Origin of the sequence: Niveispirillum sp. (assembly GCF_052437035.1) — a bacterium.
In the GTDB taxonomy this organism is placed as follows: domain Bacteria; phylum Pseudomonadota; class Alphaproteobacteria; order Azospirillales; family Azospirillaceae; genus Niveispirillum.
Window position 1 is genome coordinate 290,937 of record NZ_JBQVOH010000004.1, and the last position, 24,786, is coordinate 315,722.

Annotated in this window: 25 protein-coding genes and 1 tRNA gene; 13 read left to right on the forward strand and 13 right to left on the reverse strand. The window is 65.4% G+C overall.

Features of this window, described 5'->3' with window-relative positions; translation table 11 throughout:
* Positions 1 to 100: 100 nt before the first annotated feature.
* A complete protein-coding gene (locus ACT6Q8_RS13165; protein WP_444732744.1) occupies positions 101 to 1,654 on the reverse strand; it encodes a S41 family peptidase in 1,554 nt (517 codons plus the stop codon).
* 220 nt (positions 1,655 to 1,874) lie between these two features.
* Between ACT6Q8_RS13165 and ACT6Q8_RS13170 the strand changes: the two genes are divergently transcribed.
* The 4 genes from ACT6Q8_RS13170 to ACT6Q8_RS13185 all read left to right on the forward strand — a co-directional run bounded on the left by ACT6Q8_RS13170 (position 1,875) and on the right by ACT6Q8_RS13185 (position 5,065).
* Positions 1,875 to 2,096: a DUF4287 domain-containing protein gene (locus ACT6Q8_RS13170; protein ID WP_054168623.1), complete on the forward strand. Its 222-nt coding sequence runs from the start codon at positions 1,875 to 1,877 to the stop codon at positions 2,094 to 2,096.
* Positions 2,097 to 2,240: 144 nt separating this feature from the next.
* Positions 2,241 to 3,236: a TAXI family TRAP transporter solute-binding subunit gene (locus ACT6Q8_RS13175; protein ID WP_444739392.1), complete on the forward strand. Its 996-nt coding sequence runs from the start codon at positions 2,241 to 2,243 to the stop codon at positions 3,234 to 3,236.
* Between the two features lie 12 nt (positions 3,237 to 3,248).
* Positions 3,249 to 4,574 carry a thymidine phosphorylase gene (gene deoA / locus ACT6Q8_RS13180; RefSeq protein ID WP_444732743.1) on the forward strand — a complete coding sequence of 442 codons (1,326 nt, stop codon included), beginning with the start codon at positions 3,249 to 3,251 and terminating at the stop codon, positions 4,572 to 4,574.
* A 32-nt stretch (positions 4,575 to 4,606) separates the two neighbouring features.
* On the forward strand, positions 4,607 to 5,065 hold the full coding sequence (locus ACT6Q8_RS13185; protein ID WP_444732742.1) for an aspartate 1-decarboxylase: 459 nt from the start codon (positions 4,607 to 4,609) through the stop codon (positions 5,063 to 5,065).
* 44 nt (positions 5,066 to 5,109) lie between these two features.
* Here ACT6Q8_RS13185 and hslO read toward each other — a convergent pair whose 3' ends face one another.
* From hslO to ACT6Q8_RS13200, 3 genes are read right to left on the reverse strand one after another with little or no spacing between them, the layout of a single operon-like run.
* Positions 5,110 to 6,081, reverse strand: a complete 972-nt coding sequence (gene hslO / locus ACT6Q8_RS13190) for an Hsp33 family molecular chaperone HslO (protein ID WP_082372393.1) — start codon at positions 6,079 to 6,081, stop codon at positions 5,110 to 5,112.
* Positions 6,078 to 6,992 (reverse strand): ornithine carbamoyltransferase, encoded by a 915-nt coding sequence (gene argF / locus ACT6Q8_RS13195; RefSeq protein ID WP_444732741.1) that lies wholly within the window; start codon positions 6,990 to 6,992, stop codon positions 6,078 to 6,080. The genes hslO and argF overlap by 4 nt, the downstream gene beginning before the upstream one ends.
* Entirely contained in the window at positions 6,989 to 8,161 is a 1,173-nt protein-coding gene (locus tag ACT6Q8_RS13200; RefSeq protein ID WP_054168576.1) for an aspartate aminotransferase family protein, read from the reverse strand. Before ACT6Q8_RS13200 ends, argF begins: the two co-directional genes overlap by 4 nt.
* Before the next feature lie 252 nt (positions 8,162 to 8,413).
* On the opposite strand from ACT6Q8_RS13200, the gene ACT6Q8_RS13205 reads away from it, so the two are divergent.
* Entirely contained in the window at positions 8,414 to 8,608 is a 195-nt protein-coding gene (locus ACT6Q8_RS13205) for a hypothetical protein (protein ID WP_444732740.1), read from the forward strand.
* Positions 8,609 to 8,655: 47 nt separating this feature from the next.
* Positions 8,656 to 8,832: a polymer-forming cytoskeletal protein gene (locus tag ACT6Q8_RS13210; RefSeq protein WP_444732739.1), complete on the forward strand. Its 177-nt coding sequence runs from the start codon at positions 8,656 to 8,658 to the stop codon at positions 8,830 to 8,832.
* A gap of 115 nt (positions 8,833 to 8,947) precedes the next feature.
* Here the strand turns inward: ACT6Q8_RS13210 and ACT6Q8_RS13215 are convergent, their stop codons facing one another.
* Positions 8,948 to 9,535 carry a DUF2889 domain-containing protein gene (locus tag ACT6Q8_RS13215; RefSeq protein ID WP_054168626.1) on the reverse strand — a complete coding sequence of 196 codons (588 nt, stop codon included), beginning with the start codon at positions 9,533 to 9,535 and terminating at the stop codon, positions 8,948 to 8,950.
* 190 nt (positions 9,536 to 9,725) lie between these two features.
* Here ACT6Q8_RS13215 and pyrF point away from each other — a divergent pair, with 190 nt between their 5' ends.
* The 3 genes from pyrF to ACT6Q8_RS13230 are packed head-to-tail and all read left to right on the forward strand — an operon-like array spanning position 9,726 to position 11,648.
* Positions 9,726 to 10,442 (forward strand): orotidine-5'-phosphate decarboxylase, encoded by a 717-nt coding sequence (pyrF, locus tag ACT6Q8_RS13220; protein WP_444732738.1) that lies wholly within the window; start codon positions 9,726 to 9,728, stop codon positions 10,440 to 10,442.
* Entirely contained in the window at positions 10,439 to 11,089 is a 651-nt protein-coding gene (locus tag ACT6Q8_RS13225) for a phosphoribosylanthranilate isomerase (RefSeq protein WP_054168579.1), read from the forward strand. Before pyrF ends, ACT6Q8_RS13225 begins: the two co-directional genes overlap by 4 nt.
* Positions 11,090 to 11,093: 4 nt before the next feature.
* Positions 11,094 to 11,648 carry a GNAT family N-acetyltransferase gene (locus ACT6Q8_RS13230; protein WP_444732737.1) on the forward strand — a complete coding sequence of 185 codons (555 nt, stop codon included), beginning with the start codon at positions 11,094 to 11,096 and terminating at the stop codon, positions 11,646 to 11,648.
* A 73-nt stretch (positions 11,649 to 11,721) separates the two neighbouring features.
* On the opposite strand, the gene ACT6Q8_RS13235 is transcribed toward ACT6Q8_RS13230, so the two are convergent.
* Positions 11,722 to 11,964: a hypothetical protein gene (locus tag ACT6Q8_RS13235; protein ID WP_054168580.1), complete on the reverse strand. Its 243-nt coding sequence runs from the start codon at positions 11,962 to 11,964 to the stop codon at positions 11,722 to 11,724.
* A gap of 195 nt (positions 11,965 to 12,159) precedes the next feature.
* On the opposite strand from ACT6Q8_RS13235, the gene ACT6Q8_RS13240 reads away from it, so the two are divergent.
* Positions 12,160 to 13,488: a class I SAM-dependent RNA methyltransferase gene (locus ACT6Q8_RS13240; RefSeq protein WP_444732736.1), complete on the forward strand. Its 1,329-nt coding sequence runs from the start codon at positions 12,160 to 12,162 to the stop codon at positions 13,486 to 13,488.
* Between the two features lie 170 nt (positions 13,489 to 13,658).
* Here ACT6Q8_RS13240 and phhA read toward each other — a convergent pair whose 3' ends face one another.
* Both phhA and ACT6Q8_RS13250 read right to left on the reverse strand, forming a co-directional pair.
* Positions 13,659 to 14,570: a phenylalanine 4-monooxygenase gene (phhA, locus tag ACT6Q8_RS13245; protein WP_444732735.1), complete on the reverse strand. Its 912-nt coding sequence runs from the start codon at positions 14,568 to 14,570 to the stop codon at positions 13,659 to 13,661.
* A 147-nt stretch (positions 14,571 to 14,717) separates the two neighbouring features.
* Entirely contained in the window at positions 14,718 to 15,239 is a 522-nt protein-coding gene (locus tag ACT6Q8_RS13250; RefSeq protein WP_444732734.1) for an Lrp/AsnC family transcriptional regulator, read from the reverse strand.
* Between the two features lie 97 nt (positions 15,240 to 15,336).
* Here ACT6Q8_RS13250 and hppD point away from each other — a divergent pair, with 97 nt between their 5' ends.
* Positions 15,337 to 16,452, forward strand: a complete 1,116-nt coding sequence (hppD, locus tag ACT6Q8_RS13255) for a 4-hydroxyphenylpyruvate dioxygenase (RefSeq protein WP_444732733.1) — start codon at positions 15,337 to 15,339, stop codon at positions 16,450 to 16,452.
* Positions 16,453 to 16,524: 72 nt separating this feature from the next.
* Here hppD and ACT6Q8_RS13260 read toward each other — a convergent pair whose 3' ends face one another.
* A complete protein-coding gene (locus tag ACT6Q8_RS13260) occupies positions 16,525 to 17,310 on the reverse strand; it encodes a dioxygenase family protein (protein WP_444732732.1) in 786 nt (261 codons plus the stop codon).
* 188 nt (positions 17,311 to 17,498) lie between these two features.
* Positions 17,499 to 17,574: transfer RNA gene (locus tag ACT6Q8_RS13265), tRNA-Ile, on the reverse strand.
* Between the two features lie 312 nt (positions 17,575 to 17,886).
* Here ACT6Q8_RS13265 and ACT6Q8_RS13270 point away from each other — a divergent pair.
* Positions 17,887 to 19,818: an ATP-binding protein gene (locus ACT6Q8_RS13270; RefSeq protein WP_156344646.1), complete on the forward strand. Its 1,932-nt coding sequence runs from the start codon at positions 17,887 to 17,889 to the stop codon at positions 19,816 to 19,818.
* Positions 19,819 to 19,827: 9 nt separating this feature from the next.
* Here the strand turns inward: ACT6Q8_RS13270 and ACT6Q8_RS13275 are convergent, their stop codons facing one another.
* A complete protein-coding gene (locus tag ACT6Q8_RS13275; RefSeq protein WP_054168585.1) occupies positions 19,828 to 20,124 on the reverse strand; it encodes a hypothetical protein in 297 nt (98 codons plus the stop codon).
* A 31-nt stretch (positions 20,125 to 20,155) separates the two neighbouring features.
* Positions 20,156 to 20,947 (reverse strand): class I SAM-dependent methyltransferase, encoded by a 792-nt coding sequence (locus ACT6Q8_RS13280; RefSeq protein WP_444732731.1) that lies wholly within the window; start codon positions 20,945 to 20,947, stop codon positions 20,156 to 20,158.
* Positions 20,948 to 21,041: 94 nt separating this feature from the next.
* On the opposite strand from ACT6Q8_RS13280, the gene ACT6Q8_RS13285 reads away from it, so the two are divergent.
* The gene (locus tag ACT6Q8_RS13285; RefSeq protein ID WP_444732730.1) at positions 21,042 to 21,854 is read left to right on the forward strand and encodes a helix-turn-helix transcriptional regulator; all 813 of its coding nucleotides are present in this window, start codon (positions 21,042 to 21,044) and stop codon (positions 21,852 to 21,854) included.
* 57 nt (positions 21,855 to 21,911) lie between these two features.
* Here the strand turns inward: ACT6Q8_RS13285 and ACT6Q8_RS13290 are convergent, their stop codons facing one another.
* On the reverse strand, positions 21,912 to 24,647 hold the full coding sequence (locus ACT6Q8_RS13290; RefSeq protein WP_444732729.1) for a glycoside hydrolase family 127 protein: 2,736 nt from the start codon (positions 24,645 to 24,647) through the stop codon (positions 21,912 to 21,914).
* Between the last annotated feature and the right edge of the window lie 139 nt (positions 24,648 to 24,786).

Here is a 24,786-nt window from a genome sequence, read left to right on the forward strand (position 1 = left end):
GCGCGGCCGATGAGTATAAACCAAGTCCACCGGAGGAAGACCCCCGGCGGCACAGCGGCGGAATCTACGCATCCGCCCCCGTCTGTCAAGGACAAAGACCCTACCTCTCCGCAACGTTGATGTGCCGTGATGCGAGGGCTTGGCGGTAAAGCCCCACATCCTCCACCAGGGCACGGGCCAGCGATACCGTTACGGCGGCGGATGCCACGCTGTCGGCGGGCTTTGGCGGACAGGTGGCGCGCAGTTGCGCCAGCGCCTCGGCATCGTCGGGGGCGGCCAGCCGCTGACGTGACCTTGTTGCCTGTTCGCCCCGGTCGCCCTGCGCCGCGGCGGCCAGCAGCGACTGCACATTCACGCCCGCCTGCGAGGTGCAGAGGCTGGGCAGCACGCCCTGGCCGTCAAAGCTATATCCGCTGGGCGCGTAAATCCGGCTCCAGGTGATGAACAGTTCCCCGCCATTGGGCAGTTGCGTCACATGCTGCACGCTGCCCTTGCCATAAGAAGAGGAGCCGACGATCAGGGCGCGGCCCGCATCCTGCAGTGCCGCCGCCACAATCTCCGCCGATGACGCCGTCTGCCCGTCGATCAAGACGACCAGCGGCAGGTCGGGGAAAAGGGTGGTCGGCTTCTGCGCCTCAAACCACTGGATGGAGCTGGGGTTGCGGCCCCGCGTGGTGATGATTCGGCCTTGCGGCACGAACAGGTTGACCACGCCCACCGCCTGCACCATCACCCCGCCGGGATTACCACGCAGATCCATGACGACGCCACGCACCGGCCCCCGGTCCAGATAGCGCTGGATGGCCTGACGCACATTATCCTGGGTGGCATTGTTGAACCGCTCGACCCGAACGGTCACGACGCCATCATTGAGGACGGCCTGAACCGTATTGGGTACCAGATGCCGGCGGCGGATGGTGACATTGCGCGGGCGCTGGTCGCTGGGACCCAGCTTCATTTCCACCCAGCTGCCCTCCGGCCCCTGGATCAGGGCTGACAGCCTTTCATAAGGCAGGCCGAGGGTGCGGGTGCCGGCCACTTCGAATATCCGGTCGCCGACCTTGACACCGGCTGCCGCTGCCGGCCCGTCGGGCACCATGTCGGAAATCTCGTAAAAGCCATCGACATTGCGGATGCCGACGCCGATCCCGTCATACCCCTCGCGCTGGGTGCGCTCCCCCTGCGCCCGGTTGGGCTCGGCATAGCGGGAATAGGGGTCCAGATCGGTCATCATGCCGTCGAACATGTCGCGCCAGACCTGTTCCCGGTCCTTGGCGGCGATGGCGGGAGAGGCCGCGGCGATGGCCCGCAGCATCTCCGCCGTCGCGTTGGCCCAGCGTTCGGGGATCATGTCACCCGGCAGCACCACACGCGCCAGTTCCACGCCCTCGCGCGTCAGCAGCAGGTGCCCCGGCACCGACACGACGCCCAGGGTCCGGTCCGATGCCGCCACACGGCGCAGCCCATCGCCCAGCAGGGCCGGCATGTTGGGCTGTTTCAGGGCATTGTCGATGATGGGGCGGAAGGCGACAGAGAAAAGCTGTTCGGCGGTCAGGTTGGCGGCGGCGGGCAATATCTGCTGTTCAGCCCGCGCGGTGACGGCACCGCCCAGAAGACCCAGGACCAGCAGCATCGAGCCAAGCCGTGATGCCATGCGCGTTTCCCCCGTCGGGCATCGTCTCAATGGCGATGCTTCCCTATGGACAGAGTGCCGCAGCCAGGGGGGACCGTAAAGCCCGTGCATATCCCAAAAGGCTAGTTCTGTCCTGGAATCCGGGGTGTCAGCCCCATAACCACGCCTCACAGCTGTTTACAGCGCCCGCTTCCCGGCGCATGGGTTGTATCGACCTGAAATGCAATGGCTGGGTGGGACGATGGCTGACGAACCGGTGAAGGGACCCGCATCCTATTTTCCATCGATCGAGAAGAAATATGGCCGTCCCATCGCGGACTGGCTGGATCTGGTCAAACAGCGCCTGCCCGCCAAACATATGGAACTGGTCGCCCTGCTGAAGACGGAGCATGGCATGGGCCATGGTCATGCCAACGCCATCGTCGCCTATGCGCTGGCCGTCCCGCCTGTCCAAAAGGAATGAATCTGCGGGGCAACAGGCGGAACTTTTCGGACTGCCATCACCAGGGCGCATTTGACAGGCAGGCTGGAAAGGCGTGAATAAGCCCAAACTTGGTAGGGCGCCTGTGCCATGTCCCCCAGATATTGGTTAATTCCGCTGTTGGCGGTGCCGTTGGCCGCACTGGTGGCCTTGGGCCGGGCACCGGCGGGTGTGGATGCGTCCGCGCGCTATCTGCGCATCGCGGCCGATCCGTCGGGGGAACGCGGGTTCGATGTCGGCTCTGCCCTGGCCTCCATCCTGTCGCGCCCGCCGGGCATGCCGGCCTGCAAGGATGATGACCGCGCCTGTGGCGTGCAAGGGCTGGTGGCACTGACGCAGAGCCTGCCCGACCGCCGCGACATTGTGGAGGCGGTGGCATCGGGTGCCGTTGAAACCGGGCTGGCGCCTGCCGACCGCATCTATGCCGCCCGCTGCTTCCCCGCCCCCGGTGCCAGGCCGGCGGAACTGACCATCCTGGGCGAGATCTATAACGAATCGCTGCATGTTCTGGTCCGTGCCGAAACCGGCCTGACCGATATTGCACAGCTGAAGGGCCGGCGCGTCGCCATCGGCGTGGCGGGCAGCGATGAACGCCGTCTGGCCGAACGCATCCTGTCCGCCTACGGAATGCGCCGGCAACAGGTGCGGGCGGTGGAGATCGGTGGCGAACAGGCGGCCTTGGCGCTGGCCGATGGTCGTGTCGATGCGCTGTTCCGAATCGCCGCCGCACCGGACCCGGTGGTGGCCATGGCCGTGACGGCGGGTGCGCGGCTGCTGCCCGTCACGGGTGATCCGGCGGGCCGCCTGTCAGGCCTGCACCCGTTCGGTGCGCCCGGTACCATTGCCGCCGGAACCTATGGCCCCGACCAGGGCGAGGTGGCGACCATGATGCAGCCCGTGGCCTGGATCGCCGGCCCGTCCCTGGACCCCAAGCTGGCGGCACAACTGACGGCGGCGCTGGCCAGCCGCGCGAATCGGGAGGCGCTGCACAGGCAGGACCCGGATATGGTGCTGCTACGCCCTGCGGCATTTCGCATGTCGGCCCCCCTGCACCCGGCGGCGGGAACACGCTATGGTGTGGATCCCATTGCCATGGCCTGCCCCGGCCAAAAGCCCCGGTGAGTATCCGCGCCCATGTTCCTGCCGCAGGAGATTATCCGCCGCAAACGTGACGGGCATGCCCTGTCGGCGGACGATATTGCTGTCTTCATCGCGGGCCTGACCGACGGATCGGTGTCGGAAGGCCAGGCGGCGGCCTTTGCCATGGCGGTCTGGTTCCAGGGCATGGATGCCGGCGAGCGCGTGGCCCTGCTGCGGGCCATGACCGGGTCGGGGACGATTTTAGACTGGTCGCGCGAAGGTTTGGGCGGTCCGGTTCTGGATAAACATTCCACGGGCGGGGTGGGGGACAAGGTCAGCCTGCTGTTGGCCCCCATCATCGCGGCCTGCGGCGGCTATGTGCCCATGATCTCTGGTCGGGGGCTGGGCCATACGGGCGGCACGCTCGACAAGATGGAAGCCATCCAAGGCTATGATGCGCAACCGGACCTGCACCGGCTGAAAACCGTCGTGCGGCGGGTCGGCTGCGCCATTGTCGGGGCCACGGATGAAATCGCCCCTGCCGACCGCCGGCTTTATGCGATTCGCGATGTCACCGCGACGGTGGAAAGCATCCACCTGATCACCGCCTCCATCCTGTCCAAGAAGCTGGCCGCCGGCCTGAATGCCCTGGTCCTGGATGTGAAGTTCGGATCGGGTGCCTTCATGGAAAGCCGGGAGGATGCCGCCGGACTGGCGGAAATGCTGGTTCGCACCGCTAGCGATACCGGCCTGCCCACCCGCGCCCTGCTGACCGATATGGGACAGGTGCTGGGTCACAGTGCCGGCAATGCCCTGGAACTGCGCGAATGCCTGTCGATCCTGGCTGGTGGGGCGGCGGAAACGCGGCTGTGGCGGGTGACGCGGGCCTTGTGCGTGGAACTGCTGATCCTGTCTGGGCTGGCCACCGATGCCGCGAGCGCCGGAAAGCTGGTGGATCAGGCCATTGCCACCGGAGCCGCGGCGGACCGGTTCGCCCGCATGGTGGCGGTGCTGGGTGGGCCGCCCGACCTGATCGAACGGCCCGACCGGCATCTGACCTCCGCCCCCGTCATCGTGCCGGTCTTCGCCGACCGGCCCGGCATTGTCACGGGGCAGGATGTGCGGGCGCTTGGCCTGGCCGTCGTGGCGCTGGGCGGCGGGCGCACCCGGCCCCAGGATGCGGTTGATCCGCGTGTCGGGCTGGATCAGGTGGCGCCCATCGGGGCGGCGGTGGGGCCGGATCAGCCGCTCTGCTTCGTGCATGCGGCGGACAGGGCTGCGGCGGATGCGGTGGTATGCAGCGTCAGGAACGCTTATGTGATTGGCGAAACCGTCGACGCGGCCGCCGATCCGGTGGCCGGAATGATCGGCGGGTCCTGAGGATCGTGCCAGACCGACCGGAGCAGCCCCTTATGATCAAGATTGTCCGCGCCAAGTTCCACGGCATCCGCGTCACCGGTGCCGATCTGGACTATCACGGGTCCATCACCCTGGACCCGGAACAGTGCGCGCTGGCCGGTATCTATCCGCTGGAATTCGTGGAGATCTGGAACAAGAGCAGCGGGGCGCGGATTTCCACCTATGTGATCTTTGGCGAGCCGGGGTCCAAGGCCTGCATCCTGAACGGTGCCGCCGCCCGCACCTGCCAGAAGGGGGACGAGGTGATCATCGCCGCATCCGCCAGCATCACCCCGGACCAGCTTTATTCGATCAAGCCCAAGGTCCTGACCTTCAAGCCCGACAATTCCGTGGACCGCGTCCTGGAATATGATGTGTTCAAGGGGCCGGAGCGGGATTTCGACTTCCGCACGCTGGACATCACCGACGGGCGCGACGGGGCCGTGGAACTGTCGGTACCGGTTAAGATTTGACGGGGGGCTGGATGCGGGCCTGAACCCGCATCCGGTATCCGCCCTCAAAACGCCGCGTAAACCTCGTCCAGTTCAGTGTCGTTGAAGCTGTAGGTGGCGTTGCAGAACTCGCACGTCACGGCGACAAGGCCGTCCACGCGCAGTTCATCGAGGTCGCCCCGATCCAGGCTGCGCAGCACGTCCGTCACCCGCTCGCGGGAGCAGCGGCAGCCGGGGCGCAGTTCCCGGCGCTCGTAAATGCGCGGGCTTTCCTCGTGGAACAGGCGGTAGATCAGCTCATTTACCGTCAGGGCCGGGTCCAGAAGCTCATGTGCCGTCACCGTCTCCAGCATGACGCCGGCGCGGTGCCAGTCTTCCTCGCGCACGCCGGCCTGATGCTCGCTGAACACACCCGCATTTTCCGGCGGCAGGGCCTGCAGCATGATGGCCCCGCCCACCCATTTGCCATCCGCATCCTTGGACACGAAGCTCTTGATGCTGGCGGCCAGCTGTTCGGACTGCCGGAAATAATGGCGCACGGCATCGGCCAGCGTGGCCCCGCGCAGTTCCACGATGCCCTGATAGCGCTCGGTGTGCTCCCCCTGATCGACCGTGAAGGCGACATAGCCGGAACCCAGCATCGCGCCAAGATCGGGCTGGAAGCCCTTATGCCGGCGCTGTTCGGCCAGACGGTCGGCATCAAAGCGGGCGTAGCCGCGCAGATCACCGACCGAGGTGACGTCCGACACCGTATAGGCGACAGGACCGTCACCCTTGGTCTGAAGCGTGAAGATGCCGTCATATTTCAGGCCGGACGCGAGGGTCGCGGCCAGCAGGATGGTATCGGCCAGCAGGGGCGCCAGCTCGTCCGGGTAATCATGCCGCCGGATGATCTCATCCAGGGCCGGACCCAGCCGGATCAGCCGCCCACGGAAGGAGCTGCTGTCCAGCTGGAACGGCTGGCAGATATCGAATTCGGCGGTTACGGCATCGGTATCGTGGCGGGGCTGGCCCGCCACGGGGGGAACGGAATTCATCGGTTCAGGCACCAGGTCAGAATGCCCTTCTGGGCGTGCATACGGTTCTCTGCCTCGTCCCACACGGCCGACTGCGGACCATCAATGACGCTGGACGTCACCTCTTCCTCGCGGTGTGCGGGCAGACAATGCATGAATATGGCGTCTTTTTTCGCCAGACCCATGATCCGATCGTTTACCTGATATGGCTTCAGCAGATTGTGGCGGCGATGCGCGTCCTTGTTGTGCATCGACACCCAGGTGTCGGTGACCAGGGCATCGGCACCCGCCGCCGCCTCTTCCACATCACGATGCACGGTCACGCGGCCCTTATTGGCCTTGATCCATTCCAAGGTCTGGTGCGAGGGCGACAGTTCCGGGGGGCAGGCGATGCGCAGCTCGAAATCGAACGCCACGGAAGCGTGGATGAAGCTTTCGCAGACATTGTTGGCATCGCCGGTCCAGCAGAAGACCGCATCCTTGATAGGGCCCTTGCGTTCCTCATAGGTCAGGATGTCGGCCATGATCTGGACCGGGTGAGAGCTGTCGGTCAGGCCGTTGATGACGGGGACGGTCGCCGCCTCCGCCATTTCCTGCAACTTCGTCTCATGGTCGGTGCGCAGCATGATGATGTCGACATAGCGTGACAGGACACGCGCTGTGTCGCCGATGGTCTCGCCATGGCCCAGCTGGATTTCCTTGCCGGTCAGGCAGATGACCTCGCCACCCAGCTGACGCATGCCCACCTCGAACGAGACGCGGGTACGCGTGCTGGGCTTTTCGAAGATCAGGGCCAACGTCTTGCCCAGCAGGGGGCGCTCGGCCCCCTGACCACGCTTCATGAAGGCGGCGCGGGACAGCATCTCGCGCAGCTCATCGATGGAATGGTTATGGATATCCAGAAAATGGCGGGGGGACTTCTGCATGGTCATTGCGCCAGCTCCTGGCAGGTCTTGTCGATGATCGAAACGGCTTCGGCGATTTCTGCGTCGCCAATGGTCAGGGGCGGCAGGATGCGGATGACATTCTCCGCCGCCGGAACGGTCAGCAGTCCGTTCTCACGCAGGCGGGTCACCACCTCGCCATTCGGCTTCACGCATTTCAGGCCCAGCATCAGCCCCTTGCCACGCGCTTCGGCCAGGATGGTCGGGTACTTGGCAACCAGGGCCTCCAGTTCCGCCTTCAGTTTGTCGCCGGTGACGGTCACCTGCTCCAGGAAGCCGGGGGCCGTGATGACATCCAGAACGGCGTTGGCGACGGCCATGGCCAGCGGGTTGCCGCCGAAGGTGGAGCCGTGGGTGCCCGGCACCATGCCCTTGGCTGCCTTCTCGCTGACCAAGCAGGCGCCGACGGGGAAGCCGCCGCCGATACCCTTGGCGATGGGCATGACGTCCGGGGTGACGCCGGCCCATTCATGGGCAAACATCTTGCCGGTACGGCCCACGCCCGTCTGAATCTCATCGAACACCAGCAGCAGGCCAAACTCGTCTGCGGTATCGCGCAGGGCCTTCAGATACTCATCGCTGCCCACCACGATCCCGCCTTCGCCCAAGATGGGTTCCACCACGATGGCGGCCGTCTGGGGCGTGATGGCATTGCGCAACTCGTTCATATTGCCGAACGGTACCTGATCGAACGCGTCCAGCAGGGGACCGAATCCGCCGACCATCTTTTCCGACTTGGCAGCCGCAATGGCCGTCGTGGAACGGCCATGGAAGGCCCCACCGACCACGATGAAGCGGGTCTTCTCCGGGTGGCCGGTATCATGCTGATACTTGCGCACCGTCTTGACCGCACATTCAAACGCTTCCACGCCCGAATTCGTGAAGAACATTGTGTCGGCAAAGGTCAGATCGCAGAGCCGCTTGGCCAGCTGTTCCTGACCCGCAACCCGGAACAGGTTGGAGGTATGCCACAGCTTGCCCGCCTGCTCGGTCAGCTTTTCCACCAGATAGGGGTGCGCGTGACCAAGGGCGTTCACCGCGATGCCGGCGGTGAAATCCAGGAATCGTCGGCCTGTTGTGTCCCAGATATGGGCGCCTTCACCCCGCTCGAACACGATGTCGATGCGGGAATAGGTGGGCATCACAACAGGGATCACGGCTGCAACTCCATGGAGCCATCGTCCAAAGCGCCACGAACCCGATGTCCGGGCGCCGGAACCGGGGACTATTGGGCCCCTGGTTCCCCCTGTCAACGCACCCCCATGCATCCCTAACGTGACATGGGCAAGAAGCGTTGCGGATTTAACCCTTTCAGCTTATGAATGAAACCGAAATGACGGGCCGTTTCCTTTAGGGTCCGTTCGACGATTGCGACCGTCCCCCGGTCCCCTGGCGGAGTTGTTCAACCGATGCCCAACGATATCCTGGACCCGCGTAGTTTCCAGCGTCCCGGCCTGCATGGCATTGCCGAAGCGGCGGTTGAAAGCGGGCCCGTCACCGGGGGCATCACCACCATCTCTGCCGAGGCGCGCATCGAAGGCGCCAAGATTTCGCACTGCCACACGCTGCATGTGGCGGGGGCCGTCTGGTCGATGTCACTCTAAACGAGATCAAGATCCTGGAAATCGCCGAGGGCGGGCATTTCGAAGGCGTGGCCAAGGTCGAACAGATGCGCGTCAATGGCCGCGCAACGGGCACCATCGAAGTATCGGGCATCCTGTCGGTGGGTGAGACGGGGCAGATTGACGGCACCATCCGTTACGGCCGCATCAACATCGCCGATGGCGGCAGCGTGACCGGTACCCTGCAGACCGGTAAGGCTCCGTAATTAGTTTTCCCTCAGGCGCCGGGCGCCCGCATCCGCGGGCTTGGGCTTGACGCCGCATGTGCGGCGCGGCGGCAGTCGCCGCCGTGCAATCGGTCAAAACATCTGACCGATTTACTCATTGCGGCTTTGCAACCGCGAATTCCGGCCATTCCCGCGCCACGACCTCTCCGTCTGTGGCCCAGACGTGACAGGTGTCCAGCATGGGCGGGCGGCGGCGGGGCGGCGGGGTTTCGCCGCGCTCGACCATGGCGGCGCGGGCCTTCTTGTCCAGGTCTTCCAGATAAGGCGCGATGGTCTGAAAGGCCGTTGTCGCGACCGGGCCCAGCAGTTCCACCATATGGGTACAGCCTTCCACCCCGCCCAGCCGTTCCTTGACGGCGGCGGTCCAGCCGCTGGCGATGGACAGGCCCACCAGCCGCTGAAAATTCTCCGTGATCGATGGGCACATCCGATAGGGTGCTGCATCCGTCACGGCGGCGACGGCCTTCACCGTCAGCCGGTTATCCAGCGTCAGCCGTACCCACATCTCATGAATGGGATCACCGCTGGGCACCGTGCGGCCATCGCGCTGAAAATCATAGGATTTACGGTCGGTAATATGGCCTTCGATATCCCACAGCCCATCGGCCCGGCGATAGCCTTTGCAGGTCACCTGACGCGTATGCAACGGCTCCCGCGCGGCGTCCGGGGGTGGCAGGGGCATGGCAGGCTCCATGGGTGAGGGCGATGGGGCTGCATCTTGGGCCGGGCCATGGTCGTGGGTCAAGAGGCGGGCTTACGTTTTGGGAAGCCGCCCCGCGTCCGGCATGGAAGGGCTACCGCATCGTCCCTTCGCGCCGCCGCCATTCCGCGTTAAACCTGCCGAAAGCCCTTTTTATCTGGAGCCCTGAACCATGCGCCCCACCGACCGCGTTTTCGTCGCCCTGGATATGCCGGAGATTGAGGGGGCAAAGGCCATGGCGGCACAGGTTGCGGGCCTGGTCGGGGGCGTGAAGCTGGGTCTGGAATTCTTCATGGCGCAGGGGCCCGCCGGTATCCGCGATGTCATCGCGGCGGGCGATCTGCCTTTGTTCCTGGACCTGAAGCTCCACGATATTCCCAACACGGTGGCGGGTGCGGTCCGTTCCGTCGCGCCGCTGGCGCCGACATTCCTGACCATCCATGCCGGTGGCGGACCCGCCATGATCCGCGCCGCCGCCGATGCCGCGCGGGAGGAGGCGGAACGGTTGGGGCTGCCCCGCATGCGCATCCTGGCGGTCACTGTCCTGACCAGCCTGTCGGACGAGGACTTGACCGCCGTGGGGCAGGCCGTGCCCGCCGCTGATCAGGTTCGCCGTCTGGCCCGGGTGGCCCATGCCAATGGCGCGGACGGCATCGTCTGCTCGCCCGCCGAGGTCGCGCTGCTGCGCCGAGATCTGCCTGCCGATTTCACGCTGATGGTGCCCGGCATCCGCCCGACCTGGGCGGCGGCCAATGACCAGAAGCGGGTGATGGGCCCGCGCGATGCGGTGGCCGCGGGTGCCGACCATCTGGTCATCGGGCGTCCCATCACGGCGGATGCCGACCCCGCCGCCGCCGCCCGGCGTATTGCGGAGGAGTTGGGCGCATGAGTGCGGTGAAGGCCAAGATCTGCGGGATCAGCACACCGGAGACGATGCAGGCGGCCCTTGATGCCGGCGCTCGCTGGGTCGGGCTGGTGTTCTTCCCGAAATCGCCGCGCAACGTCTCCATCGCCACCGCTGCCGAACTGTCGCGCATGGTCGGCACGGGTACCCGCGTCGTGGGCCTGTTCGTGGACCCGACGGATGACCTGTTGGACGATGTCACGGGCCAAGTGCCGCTGGACCTGATCCAGTTGCACGGGGGCGAGACGCCGGAGCGGGTGGCCGCCATCCGCGCGCGTTTCAACCTGCCGGTTATGAAGGCGTTGAAGGTGGGCGACGCCGCCGACCTTGATGCCGCCACGGCCTATGAGCCGGTGGTGGACATGCTTCTGTTCGATGCCAAGCCGCCCAAGGGTGCCGTTCTGCCCGGTGGCAATGGGGTTGCCTTCGACTGGTCCTTGCTGACGGGCCGTGACTGGCAGAAACCCTGGATGTTGTCGGGCGGGTTGGACCCCGCCAATGTCGCCGATGCCATCCGGGCCACGGGCGCCAAGGCCGTCGATGTCTCATCGGGGGTGGAGGATGCGCCGGGCCGCAAAAGTCCGGATTTGATCCGGGCCTTTCTGTCGGCGGTGACCTCAACAGGAGCGTAAAGCTATGAGCCAGCCTGCCTTCACCCCACCGCCCGGCGGCACGCCTGCCGCCTTTGGCCCACCGGGCCTGTGGCTGCGGGCGCGGCAGCTGGATGATGCGGCGGCGATGGCGGCCATGGCCTCCATGCCCAAGTTCCGCCACGGCACCCTGCGCCCGCCCTTCCCCAGCGTGGAAGGGACGCGGGCCTGGATGGAAAAGGGTGGGGCCGATGATTTGCAGGTCGTCGCCATCCTGGACGGGCGGCTTGTCGGGTCCGCCGGACTGTTCCGCCAGGGCGGGCGGCGGCGGCATGTGGCCGATCTGGCCATTGGCGTTCATGATGACGCCCAGGGTATGGGGGTGGGCAAGTCCCTGATGCATGCCCTGATCGATGCCGCCGACCGTTGGCTGGACCTGCACCGTATCGAACTGACGGTGTTTGCCGATAATGACGGGGCCATCCGCCTGTATCGGCATTTCGGCTTTGTCGAGGAAGGGCGCCTGCGCGATTACGCCTTCCGCGATGGGGTCTATATCGATGCCCTGGCCATGGGACGAATCCGACCCAAACGGCCATAATCCCCAAAAGAAAAACCCCGCCGGTCGCCCAGCGGGGTTTTTCGTGAGGCATGCCCGAAAGCCGGCGGGACGATTACTCGTCGTCGCCTTCCTCGGCGTCGGCTTCGATCTGGTCAGCCAGATCGCGCAGCATGTCGGCAACGTCGGTGTGGCTGGTCTCTTCCACGGCCTGGTTGACGGCGGCTTCGATCATGGCGATGGCGACATAACCGGAAAGGGCGCCGCCCTCCTTCATGGCTGCTTCCAGGTGCTTTTCGGCCACATCGAGGGCCTTTTCGAAAAGCTGCTCGGCAGCGCTGGTATTGGGTTCGGACATGGGTTCGGCTCCCTTCCGGGCAAGAATAAATGATGCCCACCTTCTAGCATCCTTTCGCGTACACTTCTTGCCAAATCCGCACGGCCCCCCTATGCCCTGATAAGGATTGATCCAGGCCACGGACGCCCCATGGCGGCCTTTTATTTCGCAATCGAAATAAAACCGGCCAGATTATAATATTTCGGAACCGTACCAATGCCACCCCGCAGACAAGCCCCCCGCCGCCCCGCCCAGCGTCCCGCCCCCGAACCGCCCACGCGCGGCCCGGTAGAGGTCTCCATCACCCGTGTCGGCGGGCGCGGTGACGGGTTAGCGGAATGGCAGGGCCACCGGCTTTATGTGCCGCAGACGCTGGTCGGTGACCGGCTGATGGTGAAGTTCGGGGCCCATCGTGGCGATGGCTGGGAAGGAGTTCCCGTCTCCCTGCTGGAGGAAGGCAAGGGCCGCACCGATCCGGCCTGCACCCATTTCGGCAGCTGCGGCGGCTGTGTCGCACAGCATATGGATGATGCGACCTACGAGACATGGAAGCTGGAGGCGCTGACCACCGTCCTGTCGCGCTGCGGCCTGCTGGGCGATGGCGTCACGCTGCATCCCGTGGCCCGCACGCCCGTGGGCAGCCGGCGGCGCGCCGTCATGAATGCCGTGCGCCGGGGCAACCGGGTGTGGCTGGGCTTTAACGAGGCGCATTCCCACCGGCTAGTCGATCTGTCGGACTGTACCGTCCTGGCACCGAAGCTGCTGGCGGTGGTCGCCCCGCTGCGTGATGCGCTGGCCCCGCTGCTGGCTGATGGTCAATCGATCGATGTAGCGCTGACCCTGCTGGATGACGGGGTGGATCTGGTGCTGGAAGGTCTGTCGCGGCCCGACCTGCGCACCCTGGAACATCTGACGGACTTCGCGGCTTCCCAGGATTTAGCCCGCCTGTCCTGGCGCGCGCGGGAGGGCCAGCCGGCCGAGCCTATTGCGTTCCGCCGTACGGGTCTGCTGGGTTTTGGCGCCGTCAGTGTCTCCCCCGCGCCCGGCGCCTTCCTTCAGGCCAGCAAGCAGGGCGAACAGGCCCTGGTCGCGGCTACCCTGGCCGGGGTGGGCGAAGCAGAAATGATCGCCGACCTGTTCGCGGGCAGCGGCACCTTCACCTTCCCCCTGGCCACCAAGGCCAAGGTGCATGCGGTCGAAGGCGATCCCACGGCCTATAACAGCCTGATGGGCGGGGCGCGGCAGTTGGGCGGCAAGGTGACGGCGGAAAAGCGCGACCTGTTCCGCGATCCGCTGACCCCCTATGACCTGAACCGGTTCCAGGCCGTCGTGTTCGACCCGCCGCGCGCCGGCGCGCAGGCGCAGGCGGCAGAGATCGCTGCCTCTACCGTGCCCGCCGTCGTGGGCGTGTCGTGCAACCCCGTCAGCTTCGCGCGTGATGCCGAACTGCTGATCCAGGGTGGCTACCGCCTGACCGATATCTGGCCCGTGGATCAGTTCCTGTGGTCGGCCCATATGGAACTGGTCGGCTGGTTCCGGCGCTAGGGTTGCGTCGTTCCCTCACCCTCCCAAGCCTTCCGGCTTGGGCCCCTCCCTCTCCCGCAAGCGGGCGAGGGGCTAAATTTCACCCCTCGCCCACGAACGTGGGAGAGGGAGGGGCCCATTGGCGGCAGCCAATGGAAGGGTGAGGGTAACCCCACCGTCGCAAACAACCCTTACGCCGCCTTGTGCCCCTCCCCCTGGGTGCCCAGGGTGAAGACGCGGTCGGTGGGCAGGACCTCTGTCGGGCCGATGGGCGGCAGCTCACGCAGCCTTGCATAGAGCGGGGTGAAATCCACCGCCGTGGCGTTCATCAGCTGTTCGTAGCTGTCCAGCACGAAATAGGTCTGCTGATAGTCATCGATCCGGTACTGGGTACGCATCACGCGTTCCAGATCGAAGCCGATGCGATTGGGCGACGGGCTTTCGATGCAAAACTGCGTCTCCCCGCGCGATGACAGCATGCCGGCGCCATAGGCGCGCAAGCCGTCCTTGGTGTTGATCAGGCCGAATTCGACCATGTACCAGTAGAGCCGGGCCAGATGTTCCTGGCCGTTGAGCGCAATGGCCTTGGCCCCGCCGATACCGTAGGCCTGAAGATAATCGGCAAAGACCGGATGGGTCAGCAGCGGCACATGGCCGAAGAAATCATGGAACACATCCGGCTCGACCAGATAATCCATCTCTTCGGGCTTGCGGATCCAGTTGGTGACCGGGAAGCGCCGGGCAGCCAGATGTTCAAAGAATTCTCGCTCCGGGATCAGGCCCGGCACCGCCACCAGGGTCCAGCCTGTGGCCTTGTCCAGCACCTCTGACGCGCGGCGGAAATCCGGGATACCGTTACGCACATCCAGGCGGGTCAAGCCTTCCAGGAATTCCGGGGCGGCATAGCGCGGCAGCAGGGCCGATTGCCGGTCATAAAGCGTCCGCCACATGGCGTGGTCGGCGCTGGTATAGGCGTCCCAGCCCTGGTCGATGGTGAAGTCAGGCTGTACATGGCTGTAATCGCCGCGCAGCGCCGTGTCGGTCTTGCCGCTGTCGGTGACGCGCGAGGCAAAGTCGCTGGCGGGCGCGTTGGTCTGGTTCATGGCTTCCTCCCCAAATCATGTGGGAATTGTTGGAAACCATCATAGCGCCAGGGGCGGGGCATTTCCTTGCGGATGTGCTGGGGTAGTGGGGGTTCTCCGCAATTTCTTCGTCAGATTGGGCCGACCTGACGCCACATCCTGCCTTGATCAGGTTGGTTTCGGCAATGGCACGGCGGTGGAGTGCTTGACCACATCCAGCACAAAGCTGGACCGCACCTCCTTCACCCCCTTGATCGACAGAAGTTTGCGCATCGACAGGTCGGCGAAACTGTCCAGATCCTCCACGATAACCTGCAACAGGTAATCCATGGTGCCGGTCATCACGAAGCAGGAGATGACCTCTGGCAGCAGTAGAATGCCGCGCCGGAAATCGGCGTCGCCTTCGGCATTCTGGTCGATCTTCACCTCGACAAAGGCGACGACACCCATGCCCAGCTTCTTGCGGTCCAGGATGGCGGTGTAGCCCTGGATATAGCCCTGTTCCTCCAGGTCGCGCACCCGGCGCAGGCAGGGGCTGGGCGACAATCCCACCTGATCGGCCAGATCGACATTGGACAGGCGGCCATTGCGCTGCAATGCAGTAAGTATGCGGATATCTGCTGCGTCCAAACCAACACTGCCCATATTCTGCCCCTGATTGGTGGATTGGCGCAATTTCTCACCCGACACTGCCAGATTCCGGGGACAGTTCGCAAGGACATGCCCCGGCCTTCGGCCCTATCATGGAAACAATTCCCCAACCGATAGATTTTCACAGGAGATCAAGATGGCGGACGGCGGCACGGCGCGCGTGGAAAACGGCCAGATCGTGGGCGATCTGTGGGACAATCCCATGGGCACGGACGGCTTTGAATTCGTGGAATATACGGCTGAGGATACGGCGGCGCTGGACAGCCTGTTCACCGTCCTGGGCTTCACCAAGGTGGCCCACCACCGGTCGAAGAATGTAACCCTGTACCGCCAGGGCGGCATCAACTTCATCGTCAATGGCGAGAAGGACAGCATGGCGCAGCAGTTTGCGCGCGACCATGGGCCCAGCGCCTGCGCCATGGCCTTCCGCGTGAAGGATGCCGCGTTTGCCCACCGCCGCGCCCTGGAACTGGGTGCCAAGGATGTAAAGGGTTCTGTCGGCCCGATGGAACTGAACATTCCGGCCATCGAGGGTATCGGCGGCAGTCTGATTTATCTGGTGGACCGCCACCGGTCCGCCGCCTCCATCTATGATATCGACTTCGTGCCCGTTGATGGCGTGGATCAGAACCCGGTCGGCTGTGGTCTGGTGGAGGTTGATCACCTGACCCACAATGTCCATCGTGGCCGCATGGATCATTGGTACGATTTCTATGCCAAGCTGTTCAGCTTCCGGCAGATCCGCTACTTCGACATCGAAGGCAAGCTGACCGGTCTGAAAAGCCGGGCGCTGACCGCACCCTGCGGCAAGATCCGCATCCCGATCAATGAGAGTGCCGGCGTCGAAGGCCGTGTCGACCAGATCGAGGAATATCTGCGCGAATATAAGGGCGAAGGCATCCAGCATATCGCCCTGTCGACCAACGACATCATCAAGACCTTTGACGCGCTGAAGGCCAACGGCGTCACCTTCATGACGCCGCCGCCCGGCACCTATTATGATATGCTGGAAGAGCGTCTGCCCGGCCATGGCCAGCCGACGGAAGAGCTGCGGGCCCGTGGCATCCTGCTGGATGGCGCGCCCGGCGGCGGTCTGCTGCTGCAGATCTTCACCAGCACGGTGATCGGCCCGATCTTCTTCGAGATCATTCAGCGCAAGGGCGATGACGGCTTCGGCGAGGGCAATTTCCGCGCCCTGTTCGAAAGCATCGAACGCGATCAGGTGGAACGCGGCGTGCTGTCGGCTGAGTAAGCCTTATAGATATAAGATGGGAAAGGGGCGGCCGGTCGTAGGATCGGTCGCCCCATTTTTGTTTATGTTCACTCAGTCAAACGCAAACGCATCCATGGCCAGGATGGCGCGGTCGGTACTGCTGTGCAGCAGGCGGGCCGGGATGCCCGGTGTGGCGGCACCCAGCGCGCTGTAGAGGGGCCAGAGATGTTCGGGCGTGGGGTGGTTGCGCCGCGCCTCTGGTGCCAGCCGGTCCCAGGCCAGAAGATCACCCTGGCGGCCTTCCAGCAGCGCCTGACGCATCCAGTCGGCAAAGACCGTCACCCAGGCGGGCGACGGCGCATCGGGGTCCTGGCCCCGGAATTCCATCAGATTATGGCTGAAGCTGCCTGATCCCAGGATCAGCACCCCCTCGTCCCGCAGGGGGCGCAGGGCCGCGCCCACGGTGGCGTGGTGGGCGGCGGACAGGTGCGGCTGTACCGACAGTTGGGTGACGGGGATATCGGCATCGGGCCAGGCGAGGCTGAGCGGCGTCCAAGCGCCGTGGTCCAGCCCACGGTCGGCTACCAGTGCCGGCTCCAATCCCTGTGCCGCCAGAAGGCCCGCCGCACGTTCCGCCAGGGCCGGCGCACCGGGGGCGGGATACTGCATGGCAAACAGGGCCGGCGGGAAGCCCCGGAAGTCATGGATGGTCGCGGGACGGGGCGACAGGGACAGGGCGGGCCGTGTCGTCTCCCAATGGGCCGAGACGGCCAGAATGGCCTTTGGCCGCTCCACCATGCCGCCCAGCCCCTTCAGGAAGCGGTGGGCGGGGGCTTCGGGTTCCAGGGCCAGCATGGGCGAGCCATGGGAGATAAAGATGGAAGGCAATCGGGCCATCGGGCCACCTGTCTGTCGTGATTGATCGATTGCCCTTCACATGGGCATGGCGGCGGCGGCGGGGAAGCCCGACCTTCGCCGGCGGCGGCGGGTGATGCCGCAGGCCAGAAATGCGAAAGGCCGGCTTTGCAGCCGGCCCTTGTCGCACTGGAAGCTTTCGCTTCAACGATTTCACATCCGGGAGGGGATGGTGGGCGCGGGTGGAATCGAACCACCGACCTCTCGCTTATCAGGCGAGTGCTCTAACCCCTGAGCTACGCGCCCCTCTCGTGGAGCGCGGTGATAGAGAGCTGCGGGCCGGGTGTCAAGCGCTTTCGTTCGAAAAAAATTCATCGCCCCGTATGTGGTGCCCATCGGATGGCGGGGAGCCTGCGGAAATCCAGGGTCCTGCCCGGTAGCCGCGTTGCCCCTGCCCCGCACTTGGTGTTACCACTGATGGGATAGTTCGCCGGAGGCCGCAAATGCCTTTCCGGCCATAGGTTTCGGCCTGTGCAGGCGATATTCGGACCAGGGGCGGTGCAGGTGGCGGGGAAGGGCTGGCGAACGGCATTGTCGGGGGCGGCGCATGCGGACCGCATGCTGATTCTTGCCCTGTTGGCCGGCGTCATGCTGGGGGCCGTCCTGTTATGGTCGCATGCCAGCGAGCGTATCCGCGCCTTTGAAACGGCGATGAATGGCCAGATCCGCACCCGCGCCGGTTCGCTGGATATGCAGATGCGGGTGGCGGTCGGCCATCTGGAGGCGCTGCGTCAGCGCGCCGAATTCTTCTATGCCGAATTTCCCGCGCCCGAGGATGTGCCCGCCAGCAGCCTTCTGACCGCGTTCCTGGCCAGCAATCCGCGTGGCGATGCCAGGCAGGGCTATTCCCTGGACCGGCTGCCCCCACCCTATCTGGTGGATCAGATCGGCAATATCGCGGCCCTGCCGTCCGGCGATATACCCGCCAATCCCGTACTGTCCCGCCCAGACGAGGCCGGATGGCGGCAGGAGGCGGCCATGGCCGTGCAGCTTCTGCCGCTGATGGCCGTCACGCAGAAGGTGGTGCCGGAGGCGCGGCGGCTGGTCTATGCCTCCCTGTCGGGCATGCTGGCCATCCACCCCTGGGTGGAAAGCCGTCAGGCCGATCTGCTGTCGCAGGTGGGCACGCTGCCGGCCTTCGTGAATGCCGCCCCCGCCGCCAATCCGATGGCCGGGCCTGTCTGGACACTGTCGGGCCGTGAAGGCGATTTCCCCGACAGCGCCATGCTGGCTCTGCCCCTGACCCTGCAGGGGCGCTATGCGGGGGCACTGGGCATCGATATCCCCGTCGCCGGCCTGCGTGATGCGCTGGGCGCGGTGCAGCGGGTGGAAAGCATGCTGCTGCTGGTGGATCAGGCGGGCAATGTCATCACCGGCTCCTCCCGCAATCAGGAAAAGCCGCTGCCCCGCAGCATCATCGACATCCTGCCGTCCGGCGCCAGCCTGGAGGCCGGGCCCGATGGCATGATCAGCCACGGCTTCTTCAACAGCCATATTGTGGCGATCCCGTTGAAGCAGGCGCCCTGGCGCGTTGTATATGTCGCCCCCCCTGGTGCCTCCCTGCTGCCGATCCTCACGGATGTACTGATCTCTGTCGCAGGTTTCGTGGCGGCGGTTCTGGTGGTGGTGTTCGTGGCGCGGCGTCTGATGCTGCGGGCGCTGGCCGTGCGCGACACGGCCGCCGTGGCGGAACGCGAGGCGCGCGCAGAAGCCGAACGCGCCCTGGCCGACCTTCGCGCCGCCCATGATGAACTGGACTTCCTGAACCGGGAGAAGACACGCTTCTTCTCCCTGATCTCGCATGATCTGCGCGGGCCGTTCAATTCCATGCTGGGCATGACCCAGGAATTGGCCGATCACGCGCCAAAGATGAAGCCGGAAGAGGTGGCGGATTTCGCCCGCACCGTCCATGAAATGGCGCGCAAGGTGTTCGAGCTGCTGGAGAACCTGCTGCAATGGTCGCGGGTGCAGATGTCGGGCACGCCGTTCGCCCCCACCATCTTCCCCATGCGCGAGGTGGTGAGCGATTCCATCCGCGATGTAGCGTCCGCCGCCCAGGCCAAGGAGATTACCATCCTGGATGCCGCCGGTGACCGCTGGGTCCTGGCCGACCGCACCATGATCCTGGCGGTGCTGCGCAATCTGATGATGAATGCCGTGAAGTTCAGCCACCAGGGCGGCGTAGTGCATGTGACCAGCCGCGCCCTGGGCGACCGGCTGGAGGTGGCTGTCACCGATAAGGGGGTCGGCATGGAGCCGGCGCAGCTGGAACTGGCCCTGCGCGGCGGTCCCAAGGCCAGCCGACCGGGAACGCAGGGCGAAACCGGTACCGGCCTGGGCCTGACGCTGGTCCGCGATCTGGTCCTGCGCCATGGCGGCGAACTGAAACTGGAAAGCAATCCTGGCCGCGGCACCATCGCCAGCTTCACCATTCCGCTTTCCACCGACCCGGCAGAGACACGGCGCCTGATGCAGCGCGCGGCGGATTAACCTTATCGCTTAGACGCTTAGGTCCAGCTTGTCGCCGCGTCCGCGCGGGGGCTGCTGGTTGGTGCGGGCCTCCACGGCGGCGGCTTCATTGTCGAAGGCGCGGCCCACAAAGCTGCTGCCGGTGCCTTCGCGTGCCGCCTCCCCCCGCGCCACGGCGGTGGCGGCGCGGCGGGTCTGGGTTTCGGTGGGCTTAGCCACCTTTTGTGCCAACAGGCCAGCCGTCGCCAGCGCCGCATTGTTCTGCGGGTTGGTGGGGGCCGGTTGCGCGGTGGGCAGCGGCGGTGCTGGCTGCGACGGGATGATCATGTTTTATCAGATCGCCGCTCCGCCGCCGGAGTCAAGAGGCAAGCGCGGATTTTTCCTTAACGGAAATGATCAGCATCGTGTCCAGGGTGAAGCTGCCATCCGGCTGGATGGCGAAATGCTCCTTCACCTCCGCCGCCGACCCAGCCTGCAAAGACAGAAGGGCCGGGCGATGGCTAGCCGGGGTGTTGATCCGGTCCACCCAGGACTGGAAACCCAGCGGCAGGCGGAAGGTCTGCGGCACTTGCGGCGTCAGGCCGGCGGCGGACAGCAGCGACCGCCATTCGGCCAGGCTGTAGTTGCGCACATGGCTGGGGTCGCGCACCATTTCGATGGTCTGGAGGTGGGTGTCCAGCAAGGGATCGGCAGGCGCGTACACATCCATCATCACGCAGATGCCGCCGGGCCGCAGCACGCGTGCCGCCTCGGCCATGGCGGGGGCGACATGGCGCCAGTGATGGGCGCTGTACCGGCTGACCACCATGTCGAAGCTGGCATCGGCAAAGGGCAGAACTTCTGCCCGGCCCTGACGGGTGGTGATGTTGGCAAGCCCGCGTTGCGCGGCACCTGCCGCCACCGCCGTCAGCATGGCATCCGACAGATCATAGGCGGTGACCCGTTCCGCGAAGGGGGCGGCGTGGAAGCTGACATGCCCGCCGCCGCAGCCAAGATCGAGGAAATCCGCCACAGGTGCGGCCCGCAGCAGCGATTGCAGCGCCGTAAGGTCGGGGCCGGCGGCATGGGTGGGGCTGTTGACATAGGCATCGGCACGGGGACCGAACTGCTGTGTGACAAGGTCATGCTGGCTGTCGGGCTGGGCATTCATGGCCGGGGTTCCTGTCGTCGGGTGGGGTTCCTCCTGATTACGCCCGACCAAAGGGGGGTACAAGATAAGCACTTATACTGGTATGAATACCCCTATGAAGTTGCCCATCCCGCCCTTTGAGGATCCCGCCGCCGACCAGCGTCACCTGCTGGGTGCCTTTCTGCGCGACCGGCGCGGGCGGCTGGACCCGGCGGTGCTGGGGCTGGCCGTGACGGGGCGGCGGCGCACCGCCGGCCTGCGGCGGGAGGAAGTGGCCGCCGATGCCGGGATCAGCGCCACTTGGCTGACCTGGCTGGAACAGGGGCGTGATATCCAGGCCTCGCCCCAGGCGCTGGACCGGCTGGCCCGCACCCTGCGCCTGACGGGGGCGGAACGGGCCTATCTGTTCCAGCTTTCGGGCCGTCGCGACCCACGGCAGCCCGATCCCGGACAGGATGATGGCGGGACCTGTGCCCGCCTGCGCGATGCGGTGGCCGCTATCGCGGTACCGGCCTATGCGCTGGATCACCGCCTGGACCTGCTGGCGTGGAACGTGGCGGCGGCGGACCTGTTCGCGGGCTGGTTGGACGGGCCGGGTCCGCATAATCTGCTGCGCTATCTGTTCCTGGACCCGGCGGCGAAGAAGCTGCTGGTGGATTGGCCAGGCCGCGCGGCCCGCGTGCTAGCCGAATTCCGGGTCGATCATGGCCGGCATTTGGCTGATACGGGGCTGACCGCCCTGATCGCCGAACTGCGCGCCGGCAGTGCCGAATTCGCCGCCCGCTGGGCCGGGGCCGATATAAGGGGGCGGGAAGGGGGCGAACGGCTGTTTCAACATCCCGTCCATGGCCTTCGGCGCTATCGTCAGATGACCCTGTCGGTTGAAACCAGACCCGACCTGCGTCTGGTCATGCTGCTACCGGATTAGAATCTGTCAGGTGTTTTTTATGAACACCTGACAGACCGTAGCCGCAGATTAAGCCCTCTATACCCCGATCCAGACCTTTGACGCCTGCGCCCGGGCCTTGCGCTCGGCCTCTTCCACCTGCGGCATGCCGCCATCGGCGGTGGGGAACTCCCGCACGGGTTCCCCGGTGCGGTTCATGCGGGCATAGTAGGGCACGGCGCGCAGGGCATTGCCGTCACGCCACGCCCCCTCAATGGCCATGACACCCCCCAGCAGATCACCCCGCCACACTGCCGACAACGGCCCACCGCCGATGGGGCCAGCGATGTTGGGCTGATCGGCGGTTTCGACGGAATAGACCAGGGGGCCATAGCGTAGGGCCACCTGCCCCCGCGTCGCCTCCACCTCCGCCCGCGCCGTCACCCGTTGCACCGCCAGAGGAAGCTCGAACGTCACCTTGTCCCCGCGCTTCCATTCCCGCTCGATCACGGCATAGCCATTGCGGATAATGGGCGTCACCGGCTTGCCATTAACGGACAGCGCCGACAGGCCGCTGATCGCCGGGCTGGCGCTGTATAGCGTGCTGGTCGCCCGGTCGGGCACGCGGACATGCAGGGCGAAGCGGGCCTTGCGGGCAGGATTGACGGTGACCGCCACCGCCCCGGCCCAGGGATAGTCCGTCTCCTGCACCATCTCCACCTCGGTGCCGGCAACTTTGCCCACATTGATCCGGCTGCCCACGAACAGGTTGACGTACAGCGCGTCCGCCTGTTTCGCATAGGCCCAGGTGGGCATCATCAGCAGGGTGCGGGGGATGTTACCCACACAGCAGGGGCAGACATGCCATTTCGCCCGCTCCGTGCCTGCCAGCGGGTTGGTGTAGCAGAAGCTTTTCCCCTCCAGATCCACGCCGCCCAGCAGGGCATTATACATCGTCTCCTCATAGAGATCGGCGTAGCGGGCATCGTGATAGGCAAGGTTCATCTTGTACTGGAAGAAGACCAGCCCGCAGGACGAACAGCTTTCGCAATAGGCATCATGGCGCATGCCGTAATCGGCGCCGAACCCTTCCGCCGTATCGCCGCTGCCGACCCCGCCGGTGACATAGTATTTGCGGTTGACCATATTGTCCCAGAGCGAGGCGACAGCACTCTGGTAATCCACGTCACCCGTTTGCGCCGCGATATCGGCCATCCCCGAGTAGAAATAGACGGCGCGCACGGCATGGCCCACGGCCTCATACTGTTTCACGGCGGGCAGGTGGCTCTGATCATAGCGGGCGCCGCCCCGGCGCTGATCGGTCAGGAAGCGGGCCAGCGCCACATAGGCATCGCCGCGTCCCCCGCCCTCCACATCATTGACGAAGCGGCCGAACCGGACCAGCGCCTGTTCCATCTGCTGGTGCCCGTCATACCAGGGTTTCTTTCCCGGCCCGATATTGGCGACCCAGCAATCCGACAGTTTCTTGGCTGCATCATACAGGCGGCGGTCGCGCCCGCCTGTCAGGGTGTAATGGTTGATGGCCGATTCGATGAAGTAACCGGCGACATAGCCTTCATGGTCACCACGGTTGCGCGGCGACCAACGCTCGGCCCACTTGGCACGGTCGGCCAGGGTATATGCCGTCTGCAAATACCCGTCCGGTTCCTGTGCCGCCAGGATGATGGGTATCCAGCGTTCCAGGGTGGCGCGCATCTGCGCTTGTGCGGCTAGCATGCCCTCATCGCCCTGCGGATCGACCATCAGGGCCAGACAGATGGATTCCACCGTCTGGTGGACCCAGGCGTTGGAGAAGACATAGCCCAGATGGGGACCGTGCGGCTGCCCCCGCAGGGCCTTGGCGGCCTCCACGAAATTATCGATGCCGCCCTGGCCCGTGGGCAGGTCGGCGCGTTCGCAATAGGCGATGCAATGCGGGATCCAGTTGACGATCAGGGAACGCGCCCGCGCCCGCCAGAATGGACTGGTCAGGGCATAGGGCGTTGTATAGACGACATCCAGCCGTTTGGCCGGCGGCGGCGCCACGACCCGGACGCGCAGTTCATCCGATGCCTCGCGCCCGGCGGCGGTGCCGGTCAGGCGCAGCGTGTAGTCACCGATCTCAGAAAAGCGGGCCGTGGTCTCCACCGCAGCGGGATCGGCAAAACTCACCTCACCCGGCCCGCTAACCTTGCTCCAGCGCAGATCATCGCCCGGCCCCCGGCGCAGCCAACCGGCGCGCGCCGCCAGATATGTCGCACCACCCATCACGACCGTCCGGTCGATCCCCGCCTCCACTACCGGCGGAATGCTGGGTACCGGCCCGGCATTGAGCACGCGCCATCGCCGGATGCCCACTGCCTTGCGTGTCTCCCCCTCAATCTCCAGGCGCAGACGGTCGGTGCGCACCGGCTCGAAACTATGGATATTGAACCGGTCCGGCTCCCGGCCCAAGGCCGCCGATGCAGCCACCGGTACGAACCGGTCCTTGTCCCAGTAGAGCAGCCGGGCGGTACGTGGCGGCGTGTTCCCGCCCCAGTAAATCTCCACCCGGTCCGTGGTGACCGGTTCCGCCCAGGTCAGGTCGATCCAATGCGGCTCCGGTCCGGTTTCCCAGACCTCCCACATGCCGCTGGCCCCATCCTTTGACCCCGCCGGCACGCTGGTGCGCAGCAGGGCCTCCAGGTCGGAGACTTCCGACAGACGGCTGCTGCTGGGCATGGCGCCCTGGGCCAGATCAATGGGGGCACCCGCCGCCTCCGCGGGGTTCAACAGGGGCATCAGAACGGCGCTCCCCGCACCGGCCAGAAGCTGCCGACGCGACACAGGCGCCATCTCCCGGTTCCCCTGACCCCATTCACCCAAGCCCATTGCCGCCTCCCCGCTATCGTTGCCCGGCTGCCTCGTCGGGCAATTAGTAATACTAATAAGATGAAGACGACACCTGATCAAGCGGCCTTATGGGAAAGGGGCA